The organism is Phenylobacterium sp., assembly GCF_031181185.1.
Taxonomy (GTDB): Bacteria; Pseudomonadota; Alphaproteobacteria; order Caulobacterales; family Caulobacteraceae; genus Phenylobacterium.
The window spans coordinates 1-16,111 of sequence record NZ_JAPSKZ010000013.1; the positions used below are offsets into that span (position 1 = coordinate 1).

Consider the following 16,111-nt stretch of genomic DNA (forward strand, 5'->3'; position numbering starts at 1 on the left):
GCGACAGCTGGGCCGCCGCGCAGCGGCTCATGTGCACCACGGCCGCCTTGGCCGAGGAATAGGCCAGCGGCCCCCAGCCGGCCTGCAGGCCCGCGATCGAGGCGGTGTTGATGATCGAGCCGCCCCCGCGCTCCAGCATCAAGGGCGTGGCGTGCTTGATGCCCAGCGCCGGGCCGCGGACCAGGATGTCGAACACCCAATTCCAGCGCTCGGGCTCGATGTCGGCGACCGTTCGCATCATGTCGGAGATGCCGGCGTTGTTGAACAGCACGTCGAGGCCGCCGAACTCCGACTTGGCCAGCGTCACGGCGGCGGCGATCTCTTCCTCGGCCGTGACGTCGCAGTGCGCGTAGCGGACGGCGCCGGCGAAGCGCTGCTCCAGCATCCTGCCCTTCTCGTCCTGGATGTCGGCCGCCACCACCTTCGCGCCCTCGGCGACGAAGAGCTCGACCGTGCCCAGCCCGATCCCCGACACGCCCCCGGTGATCACCGCGACCTTGCCGTCCAGACGACCCCCCATGGCGCCCTCCCTGATTGTTAGTTATCGCCGATCAGTAGAGGGGCCGGAGCGGCGCCGCAACTAGTCGACGGTCACGACCACCTTGCCCATGGCCTTGCGGCTGGCCAGGTGCTTGATGGCGTCGGCCGCGCGCGCCAGCGGGAAGCGCTCCGAGACGAACGGCTTGATCTTGCCCTGCTCGTACATAGCCATCAGCTCGGCCACGCTCTCGCGGTGCTTCTGCGGGTTCTTGCCGACCCAGGCGCCCCAGAAGACGCCGACGATGTCGCAGCCCTTCAGCAGCGCCAGGTTCAGCGGGATCTTGGGGATCTCGCCCGCGGCGAAGCCCACCACCAGGTACTTGCCCTCCCAGGCGATCGAGCGCAGCGCCGGCTCGGCGTAGGCGTCGCCGATGGCGTCGTAGATCACGTCGGCGCCGTTCGGGCCGGTGGCGTCCTTGAACAGGCCGGCCAGGGCCTTCTGGCCGTCCTTGTCGAAGGGGCCCCGCGGATAGACGACGCCCGACTCGGCCCCCTTCGAGATGCAGAGGTCGACCTTCTCCTGGCTCGAGGCCGCGGCGATCACGCGCGCGCCCATGGCCTTGCCGAGCTCGACGGCCGCCAGGCCCACGCCGCCGGCGGCGCCCAGCACCAGCATGGTCTGGCCGGCCTTCAGCTGGGCGCGGTCCTTCAGCGCATGCCAGCTGGTGCCGTAGGTCATGATGAAGGCGGCCGCCTCGTCGAAGGGCATGCTGTCGGGGATCTTCACCAGCCGGGCGGCTTCCAGCGCCAGCTCCTCGGCCATGCCGCCCCAGCCGGTGTTGCCCAGCACCCGGTCGCCCGGCTTCACGTGTGTCACGCCTTCGCCGACGCTCTTCACGACCCCGGCGATCTCGCCGCCTGGCGAGAACGGGCGCTCGGGCTTGAACTGGTACTTGTCCTCGATGATCAGCACGTCGGGGAAGTTGACGCCGATGGCCTTCACCTCGACCACGGCGAAGCCCGGCTTGGCCTCAGGCGCCGGAACGTCCTCGAGGACCAGGGTGTCCGGACCGCCGACTTCCTTGCTCAACAGGGCCTTCATGAGCGCCTCTCCCATTCGTTGCAGGCGGCGACGCTAGCCAGTCGAACGGCTGTTTGAAAGCCCGGATTTGGTGAGAAGGCCCGCCTCACCTATATTCCGCGCCCTCGCACAAGGACCTTCCAGTGGGCGTGACCCTCGACCTCAGCCGCGCCGCGGCGCAGCCGCTTGCGGCCCAGAAGCCGAACCTCTCGGGCATGACCCGGGCGGAGCTGGCCGCCTGCCTGGTCGAGCTGGGCGTCGTGCGCCCCGAGAAGGCCAAGATGCGGGCCTCGCAGCTATGGCGCTGGATGCACCACTACGGCGTCGTCGAGTTCGAGAAGATGACCGACGTCGCCAAGGAGACCCGCGCGGCCCTGGCGGAGGTCTGCACGATCTCGCGGCCCGAGGTGGTCGAGCGCCAGGTCTCGAAGGACGGCACCCGCAAGTGGCTGATCCGCATGGCCCCGGGCATCGAGGTCGAGACGGTCTACATCCCCGACGTCGGCCGGGCCGGCGCCCTCTGCGTCAGCTCGCAGGTCGGCTGCACCCTGAACTGCACCTTCTGCCACACCGGCACCCAGGCGCTGGTCCGCAACCTGACCGCCGCCGAGATCGTGGCCCAGGTCCAGGTGGCCCGCGACGACCTCGGCGAGTGGCCCTCGCCGAAGGAGGACCGCCGTCTCTCGAACATCGTGTTCATGGGCATGGGCGAGCCCCTCTACAATCTGGACAATGTCGCAGCCGCCATCGACATCATCGCCGACAACGAAGGCATCGCCATCTCGCGCCGGCGGATCACGGTCTCGACCTCGGGCGTCGTTCCGCAGCTGAAGGACCTGGGCGAGCGCACCCAGGCGATGCTGGCCATCTCGCTGCACGCCACCAACGACGAGCTGCGCGAGAAGCTGGTCCCGCTGAACAGGAAGTATCCGATCGCCGAGCTGATGGACGCCATCCGCGCCTATCCGGGCCTCTCGAACTCCAAGCGGGTCACCTTCGAGTACGTGATGCTGAAGGGCGTCAACGACAGCCCGGCCGAGGCCAAGGCGCTGGTCCAGCTGCTGAAGGGCATCCCCGCCAAGATCAACCTGATCCCGTTCAACCCGTGGCCGGGCAGCGAGTACCAGTGCTCGGACTGGGGCACGATCGAGCGGTTCGCCGCCGTGCTGAACCGGGCGGGCTACGCCTCGCCGATCCGCACGCCGCGCGGCCGGGACATCCTGGCCGCCTGCGGCCAGCTGAAGAGCGAGAGCGAGAAGCTGCGGGCCAGCGCCCGCCGGAAGATCGAGCAGGCCGGCTGACCGCCGCCGCCGGCGCGTGCTAACGGTGGCGCTTCCGAGTTCGGGGGAGTTCGCCTGATGCCTACGCCGTCGCCTGAGATCCAGGCCTTCGCCACCGGCTTCCCGATCACCCTGCTGCACATTGCGGTCACCATGCTGATCCTCCTGGGGGCCGCGGCGCTGTACGTGCTGCTGACGCCGCACAAGGAGATCACCCTGATCCGCGAGGGCAATGCGGCCGCGGCCGTGTCGCTCGGTGGGGTGCTGCTGGGCCTGTCGATTCCGCTGGCGGTCTCGCTGCAGGCCTCCACCAACCTGCTGGAGATCGGCCTGTGGGGCGCAGCCACGGTGGTCGTCCAGCTGCTGGTGTTCCGGCTGGTGGACGTGCTGCTGCATGGCCTGCCCCGGCGCATCCAGGACGGCGAGATGTCGGCCGCCGCCATGCTGGTAGGCGCCAAGCTTTCCACCGCCGTCATCGTCGCCGCCGCGGTGACCGGCTGATCTGATGCACTTCCCCAGGCTGCCGGACTGGGTCGTCTACGCCGCCGTCGTGCTCGCGCTGCTGTTCGCGGCGCTCGGGCGCGGCGAGCGGGCCGACGCGCCTGCGCCGCCGCCGGAGGTGGGCGAGCCGCTGGGCGACACCGTCGGCCCGGCCTCGCCCTTCGATCCGTCCGTCGTGGTCGACGTGCCCAACGAGAACGGTCCCGCCACGGGCACGGCGTTCTCCATCGCCCGTTCCGGCGTGTGGCTGACCGCCCGCCACGTGGTCGACGGGTGCGCCCGGGCGGCGCTGGTCGTGGGCGACGGCGTGGGCGTGGCGACCACGGTGCAGATCGATCCGCGCGGCGAGGCGGCCATGCTGCTGACCGAAGGCGGCGCCGAGCCGCTCCCGCTCGCGCTGGCCGAACCCCTGCGCCGGGGGCAGCGGGGCTATCATCCGGGCTTCCCACAGGGCGAGCCGGGCGAGGCGACCTCGCGCCTGCTGGGCCGCGAGACCCTGGTCGTGCGCGGCCGCGGCGCCCGGTCCGAGCCGGTGCTGGTCTGGGCCGAGGCCGGCCGGACCAAGGGCCTGGAGGGCACGCTGGGCGGCCTTTCCGGCGCGCCAGTGCTGGACGCCCAGGGCCGCGTCGTCGGCGTGACCATCGCCGAGAGCCCGCGCCGGGGCCGGATCTACACCACGGCGCCCGAGGTGGTGACGGCCACCCTCGCCGCGAGCGGGCGCCGCTTCGCGACCAACGCCGAGGGTCCGGCTCTGACGCCGCAGAACTACTTCTATGTGGCCGACGAGCTGCGCCGCGGCCTGCGCGTGGCGCAGGTGGTCTGCCTGACGGCCTAGGGGACCGGATCCTCGGGCCGCAGCTCCGGCTGCTTCCGGGCGACGATAAAGGCCAGGATCACCGCGGCCACGCCGATCAGCGCCGAATAGAGGAAGAACATGACGTAGCCGGCGCCCAGTGCCGGCGGCGTCACCTGCGACTTCTCCATGGCGGTGGCGTAGGCCTCGGGCGGCAGGCGGACGAACAGGCCCTTCAGCGCGGCCAGCGGCCCCCCGGCGTCGGCGGCCGCGGCGGAGCCCTCGACGATCCGCCCGGACTGGGAGGCGATCAGCTTGCCGGGCAAGGCGTACAGCGACGAGAACAGCGCGTACTGGGTGGCGGTGAAGCCGGCGGACGTCAGGCTGGACATGTAGGCGATCAGGCAGGTCCCCGAGATGCCGCCGGCGACGTTGTCGATGCCGATCGCCACGAACAGGGCCCAGAGCTCGGGCCCCTGCAGCGCCAGCCAGGCGAACGCCAGGTTGCTCAAGGGGCCTGCGAAGGCGCCGACGACCAGCGCCCGCATCATGCCGAGCCTCGCCACCAGGTATCCGCCCATGCCCACGCCGATCACGGTCATGACGACGCCGAACACCTTCCGCGCCTCGGCGATCTCGGTCTTGGAGAAGCCGAGGTCGGCGTAGAACGGGTTCATGATGTTCAGCACGAAGTCCGAGAGCCGGTAGAGGCAGATCAGCGCCAGGATCAGGCCCGCGACGCCGCGGTAGCGGCGCAGGAACACGATCAGGGGCTCGCCTAGCGCGGCGAACAGATAGACGCCCGGCCGGGTGCGCACGCCGGGGATCGGGCAGACCGCCAGCACGATGACGATGAGGCCGGCCAGCACCGAGGCGAGCTGCACATAGACGCCCTCGGGCTTCATCTCCCAAGCGTTGCGCACCATGTCGGCTGCGTCCTTCGCCCCCTGGGCGCTGAACAGGGCCGAGAGCATGGAGGCGTCGGCGGCGAGACCCGAGCCGAGGAGCAGCGCGCCCAGCAGGAAGATCGCCATCCGGGTCACCCATTCCGGCAGTTCAAGCAGCGGCCGCTTCGGCACCCCCTCGGCGTGGATCGAGCGGATGACGTGTGCCTTCTCGCGGGGCGCGCCCAGCACGCCCAGCACGCCGGCGATCATCAGGCCCGACATCACCGCGTACGAGAAATTCCAGTTGTAGGCTTCCGCCAGCAGCAGCGGCACGGCGCCGGACACCACCATGGCGACGCGGTAGCCCCACTGGTACGAGGCAGCCATCGCCCCCTGCTTCTCGACCTCGGCTGCCTCGATCCGCCAGGCGTCGATGACGATGTCCTGCGAGGCTGAGACGAAGGCCACGAACGCCGCGAAGGCGGCCATCAGCGCCAGGTTCTTCGCCGGGTCGACGCCGGAGATCATCCAGAGGCCGGCCATCACCAGCACCTGCAGCACCAGCATCCAGCTGCGCCGATGTCCCAGAAGCTTCGTGAGCCCGGGCACCGCGGTGCGGTCGATCAGCGGCGCCCACAGGAACTTCAGCGAATAGGACAGGGTCGCCAGGGCGAAGATCGAGATGACCTTCAGCGACAGGCCGGAATCCCGCAGCCACAGCGAAAGCGTGTCGAAGATCAGCAGGTTCGGCAGACCGGAGGCGAACCCCAGGGCCAGCATCACCAGCGACCGACGCTCCAGGAAGACGGCCAACGCCTGAACGGCGCCGCGTTTGGGTTCCGCAGCTTCGGCGGTCATGGGGTCTCCGGCCTAGGAGGCGCCCCCCGGCGCCCGGTCAGCCGACCTTGGCGCGCGCCGCGGGCTTCGTCCAGCCGGCGGCGGGGCCGGTCCACCGCGTCAGGACAGCGCGCAGGGCGTCCGGCGACAGCGGCTTGACCAGGAAGTCGTTCATGCCCGCGGCCAGGCAGGCGCGCCGGTCGTCCTCGAAGGCGTTGGCGGTGAGCGCCACGATCGGGGCGGTGACCCCGGCGTCGCGCATGCGGCGGGCCGTCTCCTCGCCCGACAGGCCGGGCATCCGCATGTCCATCAGCACCAGGTCGAAGACGCCGACGCGGGCAGCGGCCAGCGCCTCCTCGCCGCCGACGGCGTGCTCCACGGTGCAGCCTTCGCGGGTCAGCAGCGCGCGGGCCAGCAGCGCGTTGATCGGGTTGTCCTCCACCAGCAGCACGCGGGCGCCCGGCGCCGCGGCGGCGGCGATGCGTTCGTCGTCGCGCATGTCGGTGGGCGCGCTCTGGGCGCCGGCGGCGATCAGCACGCGCTCGGCCAGCGAGGCGCGCCGCAGCGGCTTGATCAGATAGCCGGCGAAGCCCGCGCGGCGCAGGCCGGGGATGCGTTCGCGCTCGTCGGGCGCCAGCAGCACGATGGCGGTGCGGCCGGCCGGCGGCTCCAGGTGGGCGCCGTCGCCGGCAACGGCGGCGTCGATCAGCAACACGTCGGCGGCGCTGGTCTTGTCGAGCGCGTCGGCGATGTCGCCCGCGGCCACGGCGCGGCCGCCGCTGGCCCGCACCTGGCGGCGCGCCGCCTCACGCACGATGGGGTTCGGCGAGACGACGCCCACGGTGCGACCCCTAAGGGTCGGCTGCCCGTGCGCCTCCGGCACGGACGTGAACGCAGCTTCGAACCAGAAGCAGGCGCCGCCCGTGCGGGCGGTTTCGACCCCGACCTCGCCGCCCATGGCCCGGGCGAGCCGCCGGGCGATGGCCAGTCCCAGGCCGGCGCCGCCCAGGTCGGCGTGGCTGGCCTCGGCCTGGGTGAAGGCCTCGAAGATGCGGTCGCGGGCCGAGGCCGAGACGCCGGGTCCGGTGTCTTCGACCGTGAAGCGCAGCCGGCCGGGTTCCGGCTCCGACACCGCCAGCAGCACGCCGCCGGTCTCGGTGAACTTCACGGCGTTGCCGGCGAAATTGAGCAGGATCTGGCGCAGCCGGCCTTCGTCGGCGCGGACCGAGCCCACCCCGGCCGGGGCGGCCCAGGCGATCTCCAATCCCTTCTCGCGAGCGCGAGGCGACAGGAGTTCGCTGACGCTCCGCAGCAGGCTCTCAACGTCCATCACGTCCGGGTGCAGCTCGACACGCCCAGCCCCCAGCTTGGCGAAGTCGAGCACGTCGTTCACTAGGGTCAGCAGGTGCTGGCCGCTCTCGCGCAGGGCCGCCACATAGGCGCGCTGCTCGGCGGTCAGCTTGGTCCCCTCCAGCAGCCGGGCCATGCCCAGGACGCCGTTGAGCGGCGTGCGGAATTCGTGACTCAGCGACGCCAGCTGTTCGGCGCTGATCTGGGCGCGCGTCGGGCGGCGCTCGGAAAGGGGTCTCAGCGGTTTGCGCATCCGGCGCAGGCTTAAGCGCAACGGCTTAACGGTCGGTCAAACCTGCGCCCGCATGCCGCAAAAGGACGCGAGGCGCTATCGCTCTTGGCGCTAAAGTAGACGCGGAACCAAAGCCGTCGTTTACTAGCGCTGTCATGGCCCCGCGGACCGACGCCCCGACGAACCCCGCCGAGCTGCTCACGCAGCGCGAGCGCGAATGCCTGCGGCTCGTGGACCAGCATCTCAGCTCCAAGCAGATCGCCCGCGAGCTCGGCATGTCCAAGACGTCGGTCGACACCTACTGCGACCGCGCCCGCCGCAAGCTGGGCGTGCCCGACCGGTACGAGGCGGCGCGGATGCTGCGGCGCTTCGATCCGGCGGCTGTCCTGACCGGATCAGGACAGGACGCGATCAGGACAGACAACCCGGCCGACCCTGGGCTGGATGACCCCGCAACCAACGGGGGACCCCATGGGCGACTGGCAGAACTTCGACAATCGCGCGGTGATCGGCAAAGCGCTCCGCCTGCGCCGGGAGATCGACGACTTCGAGGCGAGGTGGCCGACCCCCGCGAAGCGGGAGGAGACGCTTCCGAGCTTCTCCTGGACGCAGCTCGAGCGGCAGCTCGTCGATCTCGCGGCGACGCCCGCCCAGGCGGACATGGCCCGGCACCTGGTCTCCGCGACCCGCAAGCTGGCGCCGTTCAAGCCGCCGGAGATGGTGCTGCGCGAAATCCTGTGTCTGACCTGGGTTCTCCTGGACGAGAACTTCCGGCCGGACGCCGACTTGGGCGAGGGCTCGGCGCAAATGAGCTAGGCCCAGCTGCGCGGCTTGGTGCGATCGTGGCCGTGGCGATCCTGACCGCCCTCGCCTTCGGAGGGATGCTGGCGGGTCTCCACGCGCTGCAGAACCTGGCCGCGAACTTAACCTAAGGCCTGAACGGCCACGTAATCCTGTTCTGCGAAACCTATAGGCGCGCCCTGCACCCCCGGCGCGCATGGAGATGACTCATGCTTAAGCAACGTCGCATGGCCGCCGAGCAGATCGCCGGCGCCCTGTTCGAGGCCGAAGCCGCCATTGACGCGGCCCTGGCCAAGACCGCCCACCTCACCGGCGTCATGCCGTCCCTGCGCAAGATGGCGGGCGCCTCGGCCCTCGTCGGCCAGGACGCGGTCGAGCGCGCCAGCCAGGCGATCCTCGCGCTGGCCGAAGCCCGCCGGGCCATCGTCGAGACCCACAAGGAGCTCAGCGTCGCCCAAGGCCAGGTCGGCCTCGGCGCCGTGGCGCTCGGCGATCCGGGTGATAAGCCGCCCGCCACCGCCGCGCTGGACCGGGGCGGCCGCCGCCTGCGCGAAGTGCGCGTCGCGTAAACCATTCCTCCCACGCAGCGATTTTGCGATCTTAGGCCCTCGGCTACGCACCGGGGGCCTTCTTGCTTTCGCAGTTCTTCTCGCCCGCCCATCTGCCGTGGACCCTCGCCGTACTGGCCATGTTCGGCTTGACGGCACGGCGCGGCGGCGCCGACGAACGCTTGGCGGCCTACACCGTGGTCATCGCGTGGCTGCTCACCAAATTGCTCTACCGCTACCAGGGCGGTCAGACAGAGTGGGGCATCCTGGCGGTCGATCTGGGCGCGATGGCGGTGTTCGTGCAAATCGCGCTTCGAAGCCAACGACACTGGCCGATGTTTGCGGCGGGTTTCCACCTCCTCTCGCTCGTGACCCATCTCGCTCGTACAGTCGATCCTACAGTGGGCGGGTGGGCCTACATCACGGCACAGATCATCTGGGGTTACCTGCTGGTCTTCTCGATCGGCTACGGCGCCTGGACCGCGCCGAAGCGGTCTGCCGTCACCGGCCCAACCTGAAAGTTCCGTAATTTGGCGTGGCCGCCCGCGCCGCTAAGCTCGCCCGACGTTTGGGGGAGCTTCCGACATGACCACGCTTTCGCGCCGCGACGCGCTGTTCCTCGCCGCCGCCGTAGCCGCCGCGCCGGCGGCCCGCGCACAGGGCGGCGAGCCGCCGCTTTCCATGACCTGGGACCTGACCGACCTCTACGCGAGCGACGCGGCGTGGGAGGCCGAGCGCAAGGCCCTGATGGCCGAGCTGCCGAAAATCGCCCTGTACCGCGGCCGCCTGGGCGAAAGCGCCGCCACGCTGCGCACCGCCCTGCAGCTGGTGTCGGACCTCACCCGCCGGGGCGCCCGCCTGTTCGTCTACGCCAGCCTCAAGGCCGACGAGGATCTGCAGGTCGCGGCCAACCAGGAGCGCCGCCAGGTGGCCGTGGGCCTGTTCGCCGAGTTCGGCGAGGCCACGTCCTGGATCAACCCCGAGGTCCTGGCCCTCGGCGCGGAGAAGATCCGCGGCTTCGTGGCCGCCGACCCGGGCCTGGCGAAGTTCCGCTTCGGCCTGGAGGACACCCTGCGGCTCGCGCCCCACACGCTGGACGCCGCCGGCGAGGCGCTGATCGCCCAGGCGACGCAGACGCTGTCGGGACCCCAGCAGATCCGCCAGCAACTGGTCTCGTCCGATCTCCCGTGGCCCGAAGTCGAGCTGAAGCGCGGCAAGGTGCGCCTGGACCAGCAGGGCTATACCGCCGCCCGCTCCTCGCCCGACCGCACCGAGCGCAAGCTGGTGTTCGACCGCTTCTTCGGCGCGTTGAAGACCTATGAATCGACCCTGGGCGCCTCGCTCTCCACGCAGGTGCAGGGCGACATCTTCCAGGCCAAGGCCCGGAAGTACCCGAGCGCGCTGGCGGCGGCGCTGGGCGGGCCGAACATCCCCGAAGGCGTGTACCGCACGCTGGTGGCCGAGGCGAACCGCGGCCTGCCGATCCTGCACCGCTACTTCGACATCCGCCGCCGGATGCTGGGCCTGTCCGAGATGGCCTACTTCGACATCTACCCGCCGCTGACCAAGCTGGACCTGAAGTTCGACGTGCCGGCGTCGCGGCGGCTGACTGTGGAGGCCGTACGTCCGCTGGGGCCCGAGTACGGCAAGCTCTTCGCCGAGGCCTCCGCGGCCAAGTGGGTCCACGTCTATCCGCAGAAGGGCAAGCGGACCGGCGCCTACGTCAACGGCGGCGCCTACGACGTACATCCCTACATGCTGCTGAACCACACCGATGACTACGAGGGCCTGTCGACCTACGCCCACGAGTGGGGCCACGCCATGCACACGGTGCTGGCGGTGAAGCATCAGCCCTACGAACTCTACGGCTATCCGACCTTCACGGCCGAGGTCGCCTCGACGGTCAACGAGCAGCTGCTGGTCAGCCACATGCTGAAGGGCGTCAAGGGCCGGGACGAGCGGCTGTTCTACCTGGACCGGGTCTGCGAGATGATGCGCAGCACCTTCTTCCGTCAGACCATGTTCGCCGAGTTCGAGCTGACCATCCACGAGGTGGCCGAGAAGGGCGAGGCGCTGTCGGGCAAGCGGCTGACCGAGATCTACCTCGACCTGCTGAAGCGCTATCACGGCCCGCGCGTGACCATCGATCCGCTGTACGGGATCGAGTGGGCCTACATCCAGCACTTCTACCTGAACTTCTACGTCTACCAGTACGCCACCTCGGTGACGGCGGCTTCGGCGTTCGCCGAGAAGATCCTGGGCGGCGGCGCGCGCGAGCGGGACGCCTACCTGGGCGTGCTGAAGGCCGGCGGCTCGGATTATCCGGTGGCCGTGCTGCAGAAGGCCGGCGTGGACATGACCGGGCCGGAGCCCTACCGCGCCATGCTGACCAAGTTCAGCCGCACCCTGGACGAGATGGAGCGCCTGATCGCCTAGGCGAAGGCGCCGACGCCGGCGGGCGCGACCCGCCGGTAGATCAGCGCCTCGGCCACGTGCACGCGGCGCACGGCGTCCGAGCCTTCCAGGTCGGCGATGGTGCGGGCGAGCCTGAGCGTGCGCGTCCAGCCGCGGGCCGTGAGGCCGCCGCTCTCCGCCGCCCTGGTGAGCAGCGCGCGCGCGGGCTCGTCCAGCCCGGCCGCTACCTCGAGGAAGTCGCCCTCGGCCTGCGCGTTCAGGCCGCCGCCGCGTTCGATCTGCAATTGGCGGGCGCCGTGGACCCGCGACGCGGCCTCGGCGGTGCCTTCGGTGGGCGGCGGCAGCGCCAGGTCGGCGGCGGTCACCGGCGGAACCTCCACCTGCAGGTCGATGCGGTCCATCAGCGGGCCCGAGATGCGGCCCTGATAGTCGGTCTGGCAGCGCGGGGCGCGTCCGCAGGCGCCGCGGCCCGGGCCGCCCTGGCCGCAGCGGCAGGGATTCATCGCCGCCACCAGCTGGAAGCGGGCCGGATAGCGCACGTGGGCGTTGGCCCGGGCGACCACCACCTCGCCGGTCTCCAGCGGCTGGCGCAGGCTGTCCAGCGCCTGGGCGCCGAACTCGGGCAGCTCGTCCAGGAACAGCACCCCGTTGTGGGCCAGGCTGACCTCGCCGGGCTTGGCCTTCAGCCCGCCGCCGGTGAGCGCGGCCATGCTGGCCGAGTGGTGGGGCGCGCGGAAGGGCCGGGCGCGGGTGAGCTGGCCGCGGGCGATCAGCCCGGCGACGGAATGCACCATCGAGGTCTCGAGCAGCTCTTCCGAAGTCAGCGGCGGCAGGAGCCCCGGCAGCCGGGCCGCCATCATCGACTTGCCCGAGCCGGGCGGCCCCGAGAACAGCAGGTTGTGGCCCCCGGCCGCGGCGATCTCCAGCGCCCGCTTGGCGTTCTCCTGGCCCTTCACGTCGCGCAGGTCTGGAACGCGCTCGGCGTCCAGCATGGGCCCAGGCTTCGGGGCCGACAGCACCTGGGTTCCGCGGAAGTGGTTCACCAGGGCGATCAGCGACGGGGCCGCCAGCACCCGGGTGTCGCCGGCCCAGGCGGCCTCGGGCCCACAGGCCTCGGGACAGATCAGTCCCAGTCCCAGGCCGCCGGCGGCGACAGCCGCGGGCAGGGCGCCCGCGACCGGCGTGATCCGGCCGTCCAGGGCGAGTTCGCCCATGGCCGCCCAGCCGTCGAGCGCGTCCGGCGGCAGGATGCCCATGCCGGCCATGACCGCCAGCGCGATCGGCAGGTCATAGTGGCTGCCCATCTTCGGCAGGTCGGCGGGCGCGAGGTTCGCGACGATGCGGCGGCCGGGCATCGCGAGCCCCATGCCGGTGAAGGCGGCGATCACCCGCTCCCGGCTTTCGGCCACCGCCTTGTCGCCCAGGCCGACGACGATGAAGGCGAACGAACCGGCGGTGAACTGCACCTGGACGTCCACGCGCACGGCCTCGACGCCCGAGAACGCCAGGGTCACCACCCGCGCCGCCATCCTCAACCCCTTGTGTGTGTCCGCGACTTATCCACAAACAGCAGCACGAAGCTTGGCCTGGATCAAGAACAGAAATAGAACTTTCTGAGAAAGTCAGCCATCTCCGCGGCTTGGCGGCCTCTTTTGATGGTGTCGGCTAGCCGACGCGGGCAAGCCGTTCAAACACGGCGCTAGGCGCGTAGAGCCTCGATCCGCGCCCACATGGCCTCGGTGGCGTCGATCCCCGTGAACCGTTTGAGCGCCACCGCCCCGGTCGGGGAGGTGACGTTGATCTCGGTCAGGTAGTCGCCGATCACGTCGATGCCGACGAAGATCAGGCCCCGCGCCTTCAGCTCCGGCCCGATGGTGGCGCAGATCTCCCGGTCGCGGGCGGTCAGCTCCACCGGCTCGGCCTTGCCGCCGACGGCCAGGTTCGAACGGATCTGCCCTTTCTCGGGCACGCGGTTGATCGCCCCCACGGGTTCGCCGTCGACGATCAGGATGCGCTTGTCCCCCTTGGTCACCGAGGGCAGGAACTTCTGCACGATCACCGGCTCGCGGCCGATTTGGGCGTGCAGCTCCAGCATGGCGTCGATGTTCGGGTCGTCGGCCAGGTGCCGGGTGACGCCCGAACCGCCGCGGCCGTTCAGCGGCTTCATGACGATGTCGCCGTGCCGGGCGCGGAAGTCGTAGATCGCCTCCTTGTCCTGGGTGATCAGCGTCGGCGGCTGCAGGCCTGGGAACTTCGTCACGAACAGCTTCTCGGGCGCGTTGCGCACCTCCCGCGGGTCGTTGACCACGAGCACCTGCGGATGGACCGCCTCCAGGAAGAAGGTCGTGTCGATGTAGTGCATGTCGAACGGCGGGTCCTGCCGCAGCAGCACGACGTCGAACTCGGTCAGCTCGGCCCGGCGCCAGGGGCCGAGGGCGGCATGCTCGCCGGCCACGCGCTGCACCCGCACGTCGCGGCCGCGGGCGAAGACGCGGCCGTCTTCCATCGCCAGCTTGTCGGTCGTGTAGACGAACAGGGCGTGCCCGCGCGCCTGCGCCGTCTCCATCATCAGGAAGGTCGTGTCGCCCTCGATGTTCACGCCCTCGATGGGATCCATCTGGACGGCGACTTTCAGAGACATGCGCTTCCCCGCGTGACGGCTCAGGTTCAGCGAGATAGGCGGTCGGACGCCCAAGCGCCAGCGGCTCAGCGGTTGCCGATGGTCCCGGAGCCCAGGCTTTCGGCCTTCACGCCGACGACGACGAGCCGTGCGCCGTCGATCTCGATGAGCGTGTCGGCGGGGTCCAGCTAAGGCAAGGCTAGTTGAGACGGAGCCTGACGCGCTCGCGCTGGGCGCGGGCGGCGAGCGCCGCCCCACCGTCGATCGAGGTCGCCCGCTGCAGAGCCTCCAGCGCCCCGGCCAGAGCGCCCTGGCCCTCGCGGGCCGCAGCGACGTCGAGCCACGGCCGGTGGTCGCCTGGATCCAGCAGCGCCCGGCGCAGGGCGGCGCGTTCGGCGCGGGGGTAGTCGCGCACGTTGCTGGCGCGCGCGTAGATGATGTTCTGCAGCCGCATCAGGACGGCCCGGTCGCTGACCGGCGCCATCAGCCGGTCCAGCCGGTCGGCGACGTTGGGGGTCAGGCCCGCGTGCAGCGCCCGCCGGGTCAACTCCGACGGCAGGACCACCCGCCCCTCCGAGAACGGATCCAGCGCCAGCGGCCCCTCCTCGGTCTCGATCCGCAGCAGGAAGTGGCCGGGGAAGTCGACGCCCTGCACGGTCAGGCCGCAACGGCGGGCGGCGTGCAGGTAGAAGATGCCCAGGGTCACTGCCAATCCGCGGCGGGTCTCGGCCACGGTGATGATGTCGGCGTTGCCGAGCCCTTCGGTGGCGAACAGGTCGCCCGCCAGCCGCAGGTCGCCGGCCATAGCCTCGGCCAGGGCTTCCTCGGCGCTCTCGCGCTTCAGGCGGTCGGACAGGCGCTGGACGCCGGCCTGGGCCAGGTCGCGCACCACGCCCGCATCGCGCGCGGGATCCTCGTGCATGGCGCACGCGATCGCGGCGTCCAACAACGGGAATTCGCTCTCGGGAGCGGCCCCTGCTTCAAGCAGGATCGTCTCGGCCTCTTCACGGTCCATGCGGCTAGAACTGAGAATCCGTCCCTCAGGCGCCCTTCCAGGCGTCGGGAATATGCATAGGAAGGCGTCCGGGCGCGAGGGCCAGCAGGTCGAGGCGAACCGACGCACCCTGAAGACCCGGCCGGCGGGCGGCCAGCGTGACCGCGGCCCGGCGCAGGCGATCGCGCTGGTCGAAGCCCACCGCGTCCAGCGCCGCCTCGAGGCTGGCGCGGCGTTTCACCTCAACGACGGCCAGCACCCGGCCGCGCTTGGCCAGCAGGTCGATCTCGGCGCCCGGCGTCTTCAGCCGGAAGCCCAGGATGCGGTAGCCCTTGGCCATGAGCCACAGCGCCGCCAGCACCTCGCCGCGCCGGCCGGACAGCCGCGCCGCCGCGCCCCGGGCGGCCCGCGCCTTCACCGCTTCAGCTCCAACGCCCGGCGGTAGAGGTCGCGGCGGGGCAGGCCCAGCGCCTTGGCCACCTCGGCGGCGGCGTCGGCGGGCTTCAGCCGGCTGAGCGCCTCGGCGAGCGCGGCGTCGGCGTCGGCCGCGCTGGCCTCAGTTTCTCGGCCGGGCGCGACCAGCACGACGATCTCGCCCTTCGGCGCCTCGAACTGCGGGTCGGCCGCCAGCGCCGACAGCGGCCCGCGCACGATGGTTTCGTAGAGCTTGGTCAGTTCGCGGCAGACCACCGCCTCCCGGTCGCCCAGCACCTCGGCCATGTCGGCGAGGCTCGCCGCCAGCCGTGACCCGCCCTCGAAGAACACCAGCGTCGCCCGGAGGCCCGCAAGCTCGGTCAGGAAGGTGCGGCGCGCGGCCGACTTCGGCGGCGGGAAGCCGGCGAACAGGAAGCGGTCGGTCGGCAGTCCGGAGACGGACAGTCCCGCCAGCAGGGCCGAGGCGCCGGGGATCGGGATGACCGGATGACCCGCGGCCGCGGCCTCGCGCACCACGCGGTAGCCGGGGTCGGAGACCAGCGGCGTGCCGGCGTCCGACACCAGCGCCACCCGCTGTCCCGCCTCCAGGGCTGCCAGGGCGCGCGGGATCGCGCGGGCTTCGCCGTGCTCGTCGCAACGCTCGAGCTTGGCCGAGAGGCCGAACGCCTGCAGCAGCTTGCCGGCGACCCGGGTGTCCTCGGCCAGCACCAGCTCGGCCTGGGCCAGCACGTCCAGCGCCCGCAGGGTGATGTCGCGCAGGTTGCCGATCGGGGTGGCGACCACATAGAGCCCCGGCGCCAGGGGCGCGTCGTCCAGGGCGGGCGGGGGCAGGGTTCGTGCCATGGCCGAGGCTTCGC

The 16,111-nt window shown here is 71.1% G+C and carries 16 protein-coding genes and 1 pseudogene; 8 read left to right on the forward strand and 9 right to left on the reverse strand.

Going from position 1 to position 16,111, the window contains the following annotated elements; all coding sequences use genetic code 11:
• Both RIF93_RS02760 and RIF93_RS02765 read right to left on the reverse strand, forming a co-directional pair.
• Positions 1-520 (reverse strand): SDR family NAD(P)-dependent oxidoreductase (locus RIF93_RS02760; RefSeq protein ID WP_309088223.1); only part of this gene is annotated, 520 nt, incomplete at its 3' end.
• 60 nt (positions 521-580) lie between these two features.
• Entirely contained in the window at positions 581-1,582 is a 1,002-nt protein-coding gene (locus RIF93_RS02765; protein ID WP_309088225.1) for an NADPH:quinone oxidoreductase family protein, read from the reverse strand.
• Positions 1,583-1,704: 122 nt separating this feature from the next.
• On the opposite strand from RIF93_RS02765, the gene rlmN reads away from it, so the two are divergent.
• From rlmN to RIF93_RS02780, 3 genes are read left to right on the forward strand one after another with little or no spacing between them, the layout of a single operon-like run.
• On the forward strand, positions 1,705-2,862 hold the full coding sequence (gene rlmN, locus RIF93_RS02770; protein ID WP_309088227.1) for a 23S rRNA (adenine(2503)-C(2))-methyltransferase RlmN: 1,158 nt from the start codon (positions 1,705-1,707) through the stop codon (positions 2,860-2,862).
• Positions 2,863-2,919: 57 nt separating this feature from the next.
• Positions 2,920-3,342, forward strand: coding sequence for a DUF350 domain-containing protein (locus tag RIF93_RS02775; protein ID WP_309088229.1), 423 nt, complete (start codon positions 2,920-2,922; stop codon positions 3,340-3,342).
• A gap of 4 nt (positions 3,343-3,346) precedes the next feature.
• Complete coding sequence (locus tag RIF93_RS02780) at positions 3,347-4,177, forward strand: serine protease (RefSeq protein ID WP_309088230.1); 831 nt, start codon at positions 3,347-3,349, stop codon at positions 4,175-4,177.
• On the opposite strand, the gene RIF93_RS02785 is transcribed toward RIF93_RS02780, so the two are convergent.
• The gene (locus RIF93_RS02785) at positions 4,174-5,880 is read right to left on the reverse strand and encodes an MFS transporter (protein WP_309088232.1); all 1,707 of its coding nucleotides are present in this window, start codon (positions 5,878-5,880) and stop codon (positions 4,174-4,176) included. The two genes, RIF93_RS02780 and RIF93_RS02785, sit on opposite strands and share 4 nt — an antisense overlap.
• Positions 5,881-5,917: 37 nt before the next feature.
• Entirely contained in the window at positions 5,918-7,462 is a 1,545-nt protein-coding gene (locus tag RIF93_RS02790; protein WP_309088234.1) for a response regulator, read from the reverse strand.
• Positions 7,463-7,596: 134 nt separating this feature from the next.
• Here RIF93_RS02790 and RIF93_RS20720 point away from each other — a divergent pair.
• From RIF93_RS20720 to pepF, 5 genes and pseudogenes are all read left to right on the forward strand, one after another.
• Positions 7,597-7,788: pseudogene (locus tag RIF93_RS20720) on the forward strand (response regulator transcription factor); the annotation flags it as partial.
• Between the two features lie 97 nt (positions 7,789-7,885).
• Positions 7,886-8,257: a hypothetical protein gene (locus RIF93_RS02795; protein WP_309088236.1), complete on the forward strand. Its 372-nt coding sequence runs from the start codon at positions 7,886-7,888 to the stop codon at positions 8,255-8,257.
• A 194-nt stretch (positions 8,258-8,451) separates the two neighbouring features.
• Positions 8,452-8,811 carry a hypothetical protein gene (locus RIF93_RS02800; protein WP_309088238.1) on the forward strand — a complete coding sequence of 120 codons (360 nt, stop codon included), beginning with the start codon at positions 8,452-8,454 and terminating at the stop codon, positions 8,809-8,811.
• A 62-nt stretch (positions 8,812-8,873) separates the two neighbouring features.
• A complete protein-coding gene (locus tag RIF93_RS02805; RefSeq protein ID WP_309088240.1) occupies positions 8,874-9,308 on the forward strand; it encodes a hypothetical protein in 435 nt (144 codons plus the stop codon).
• A 67-nt stretch (positions 9,309-9,375) separates the two neighbouring features.
• The gene (pepF, locus tag RIF93_RS02810) at positions 9,376-11,226 is read left to right on the forward strand and encodes an oligoendopeptidase F (protein ID WP_309088242.1); all 1,851 of its coding nucleotides are present in this window, start codon (positions 9,376-9,378) and stop codon (positions 11,224-11,226) included.
• On the opposite strand, the gene RIF93_RS02815 is transcribed toward pepF, so the two are convergent.
• From RIF93_RS02815 to rsmI, 5 genes are all read right to left on the reverse strand, one after another.
• Positions 11,223-12,734: a YifB family Mg chelatase-like AAA ATPase gene (locus tag RIF93_RS02815; RefSeq protein ID WP_309088244.1), complete on the reverse strand. Its 1,512-nt coding sequence runs from the start codon at positions 12,732-12,734 to the stop codon at positions 11,223-11,225. The two genes, pepF and RIF93_RS02815, sit on opposite strands and share 4 nt — an antisense overlap.
• Before the next feature lie 170 nt (positions 12,735-12,904).
• On the reverse strand, positions 12,905-13,846 hold the full coding sequence (gshB, locus tag RIF93_RS02820; protein WP_309088246.1) for a glutathione synthase: 942 nt from the start codon (positions 13,844-13,846) through the stop codon (positions 12,905-12,907).
• A gap of 178 nt (positions 13,847-14,024) precedes the next feature.
• Positions 14,025-14,840, reverse strand: coding sequence for a transglutaminase family protein (locus RIF93_RS02825; RefSeq protein ID WP_309088248.1), 816 nt, complete (start codon positions 14,838-14,840; stop codon positions 14,025-14,027).
• A gap of 25 nt (positions 14,841-14,865) precedes the next feature.
• Positions 14,866-15,237, reverse strand: coding sequence for a YraN family protein (locus RIF93_RS02830; RefSeq protein ID WP_309088250.1), 372 nt, complete (start codon positions 15,235-15,237; stop codon positions 14,866-14,868).
• Positions 15,234-16,097, reverse strand: coding sequence for a 16S rRNA (cytidine(1402)-2'-O)-methyltransferase (gene rsmI / locus RIF93_RS02835; protein WP_309088252.1), 864 nt, complete (start codon positions 16,095-16,097; stop codon positions 15,234-15,236). Before rsmI ends, RIF93_RS02830 begins: the two co-directional genes overlap by 4 nt.
• Positions 16,098-16,111 lie beyond the last annotated feature (14 nt).

Excerpts from the sequence above, each read along its gene's own strand:
- RIF93_RS02765 (WP_309088225.1), bottom strand. The coding sequence starts at position 1,582 with ATGAAGGCCCTGTTGAGCAAGGAAGTCGGCGGTCCGGACACCCTGGTC.
- RIF93_RS02775 (WP_309088229.1), top strand. The coding sequence starts at position 2,920 with ATGCCTACGCCGTCGCCTGAGATCCAGGCCTTCGCCACCGGCTTCCCG.
- RIF93_RS02780 (WP_309088230.1), top strand. The coding sequence starts at position 3,347 with ATGCACTTCCCCAGGCTGCCGGACTGGGTCGTCTACGCCGCCGTCGTG.
- RIF93_RS02785 (WP_309088232.1), bottom strand. The coding sequence starts at position 5,880 with ATGACCGCCGAAGCTGCGGAACCCAAACGCGGCGCCGTTCAGGCGTTG.
- RIF93_RS02790 (WP_309088234.1), bottom strand. The coding sequence starts at position 7,462 with ATGCGCAAACCGCTGAGACCCCTTTCCGAGCGCCGCCCGACGCGCGCC.
- RIF93_RS02795 (WP_309088236.1), top strand. The coding sequence starts at position 7,886 with ATGACCCCGCAACCAACGGGGGACCCCATGGGCGACTGGCAGAACTTC.
- RIF93_RS02800 (WP_309088238.1), top strand. The coding sequence starts at position 8,452 with ATGCTTAAGCAACGTCGCATGGCCGCCGAGCAGATCGCCGGCGCCCTG.
- pepF (WP_309088242.1), top strand. The coding sequence starts at position 9,376 with ATGACCACGCTTTCGCGCCGCGACGCGCTGTTCCTCGCCGCCGCCGTA.
- RIF93_RS02815 (WP_309088244.1), bottom strand. The coding sequence starts at position 12,734 with ATGGCGGCGCGGGTGGTGACCCTGGCGTTCTCGGGCGTCGAGGCCGTG.
- gshB (WP_309088246.1), bottom strand. The coding sequence starts at position 13,846 with ATGTCTCTGAAAGTCGCCGTCCAGATGGATCCCATCGAGGGCGTGAAC.
- RIF93_RS02825 (WP_309088248.1), bottom strand. The coding sequence starts at position 14,840 with ATGGACCGTGAAGAGGCCGAGACGATCCTGCTTGAAGCAGGGGCCGCT.
- rsmI (WP_309088252.1), bottom strand. The coding sequence starts at position 16,097 with ATGGCACGAACCCTGCCCCCGCCCGCCCTGGACGACGCGCCCCTGGCG.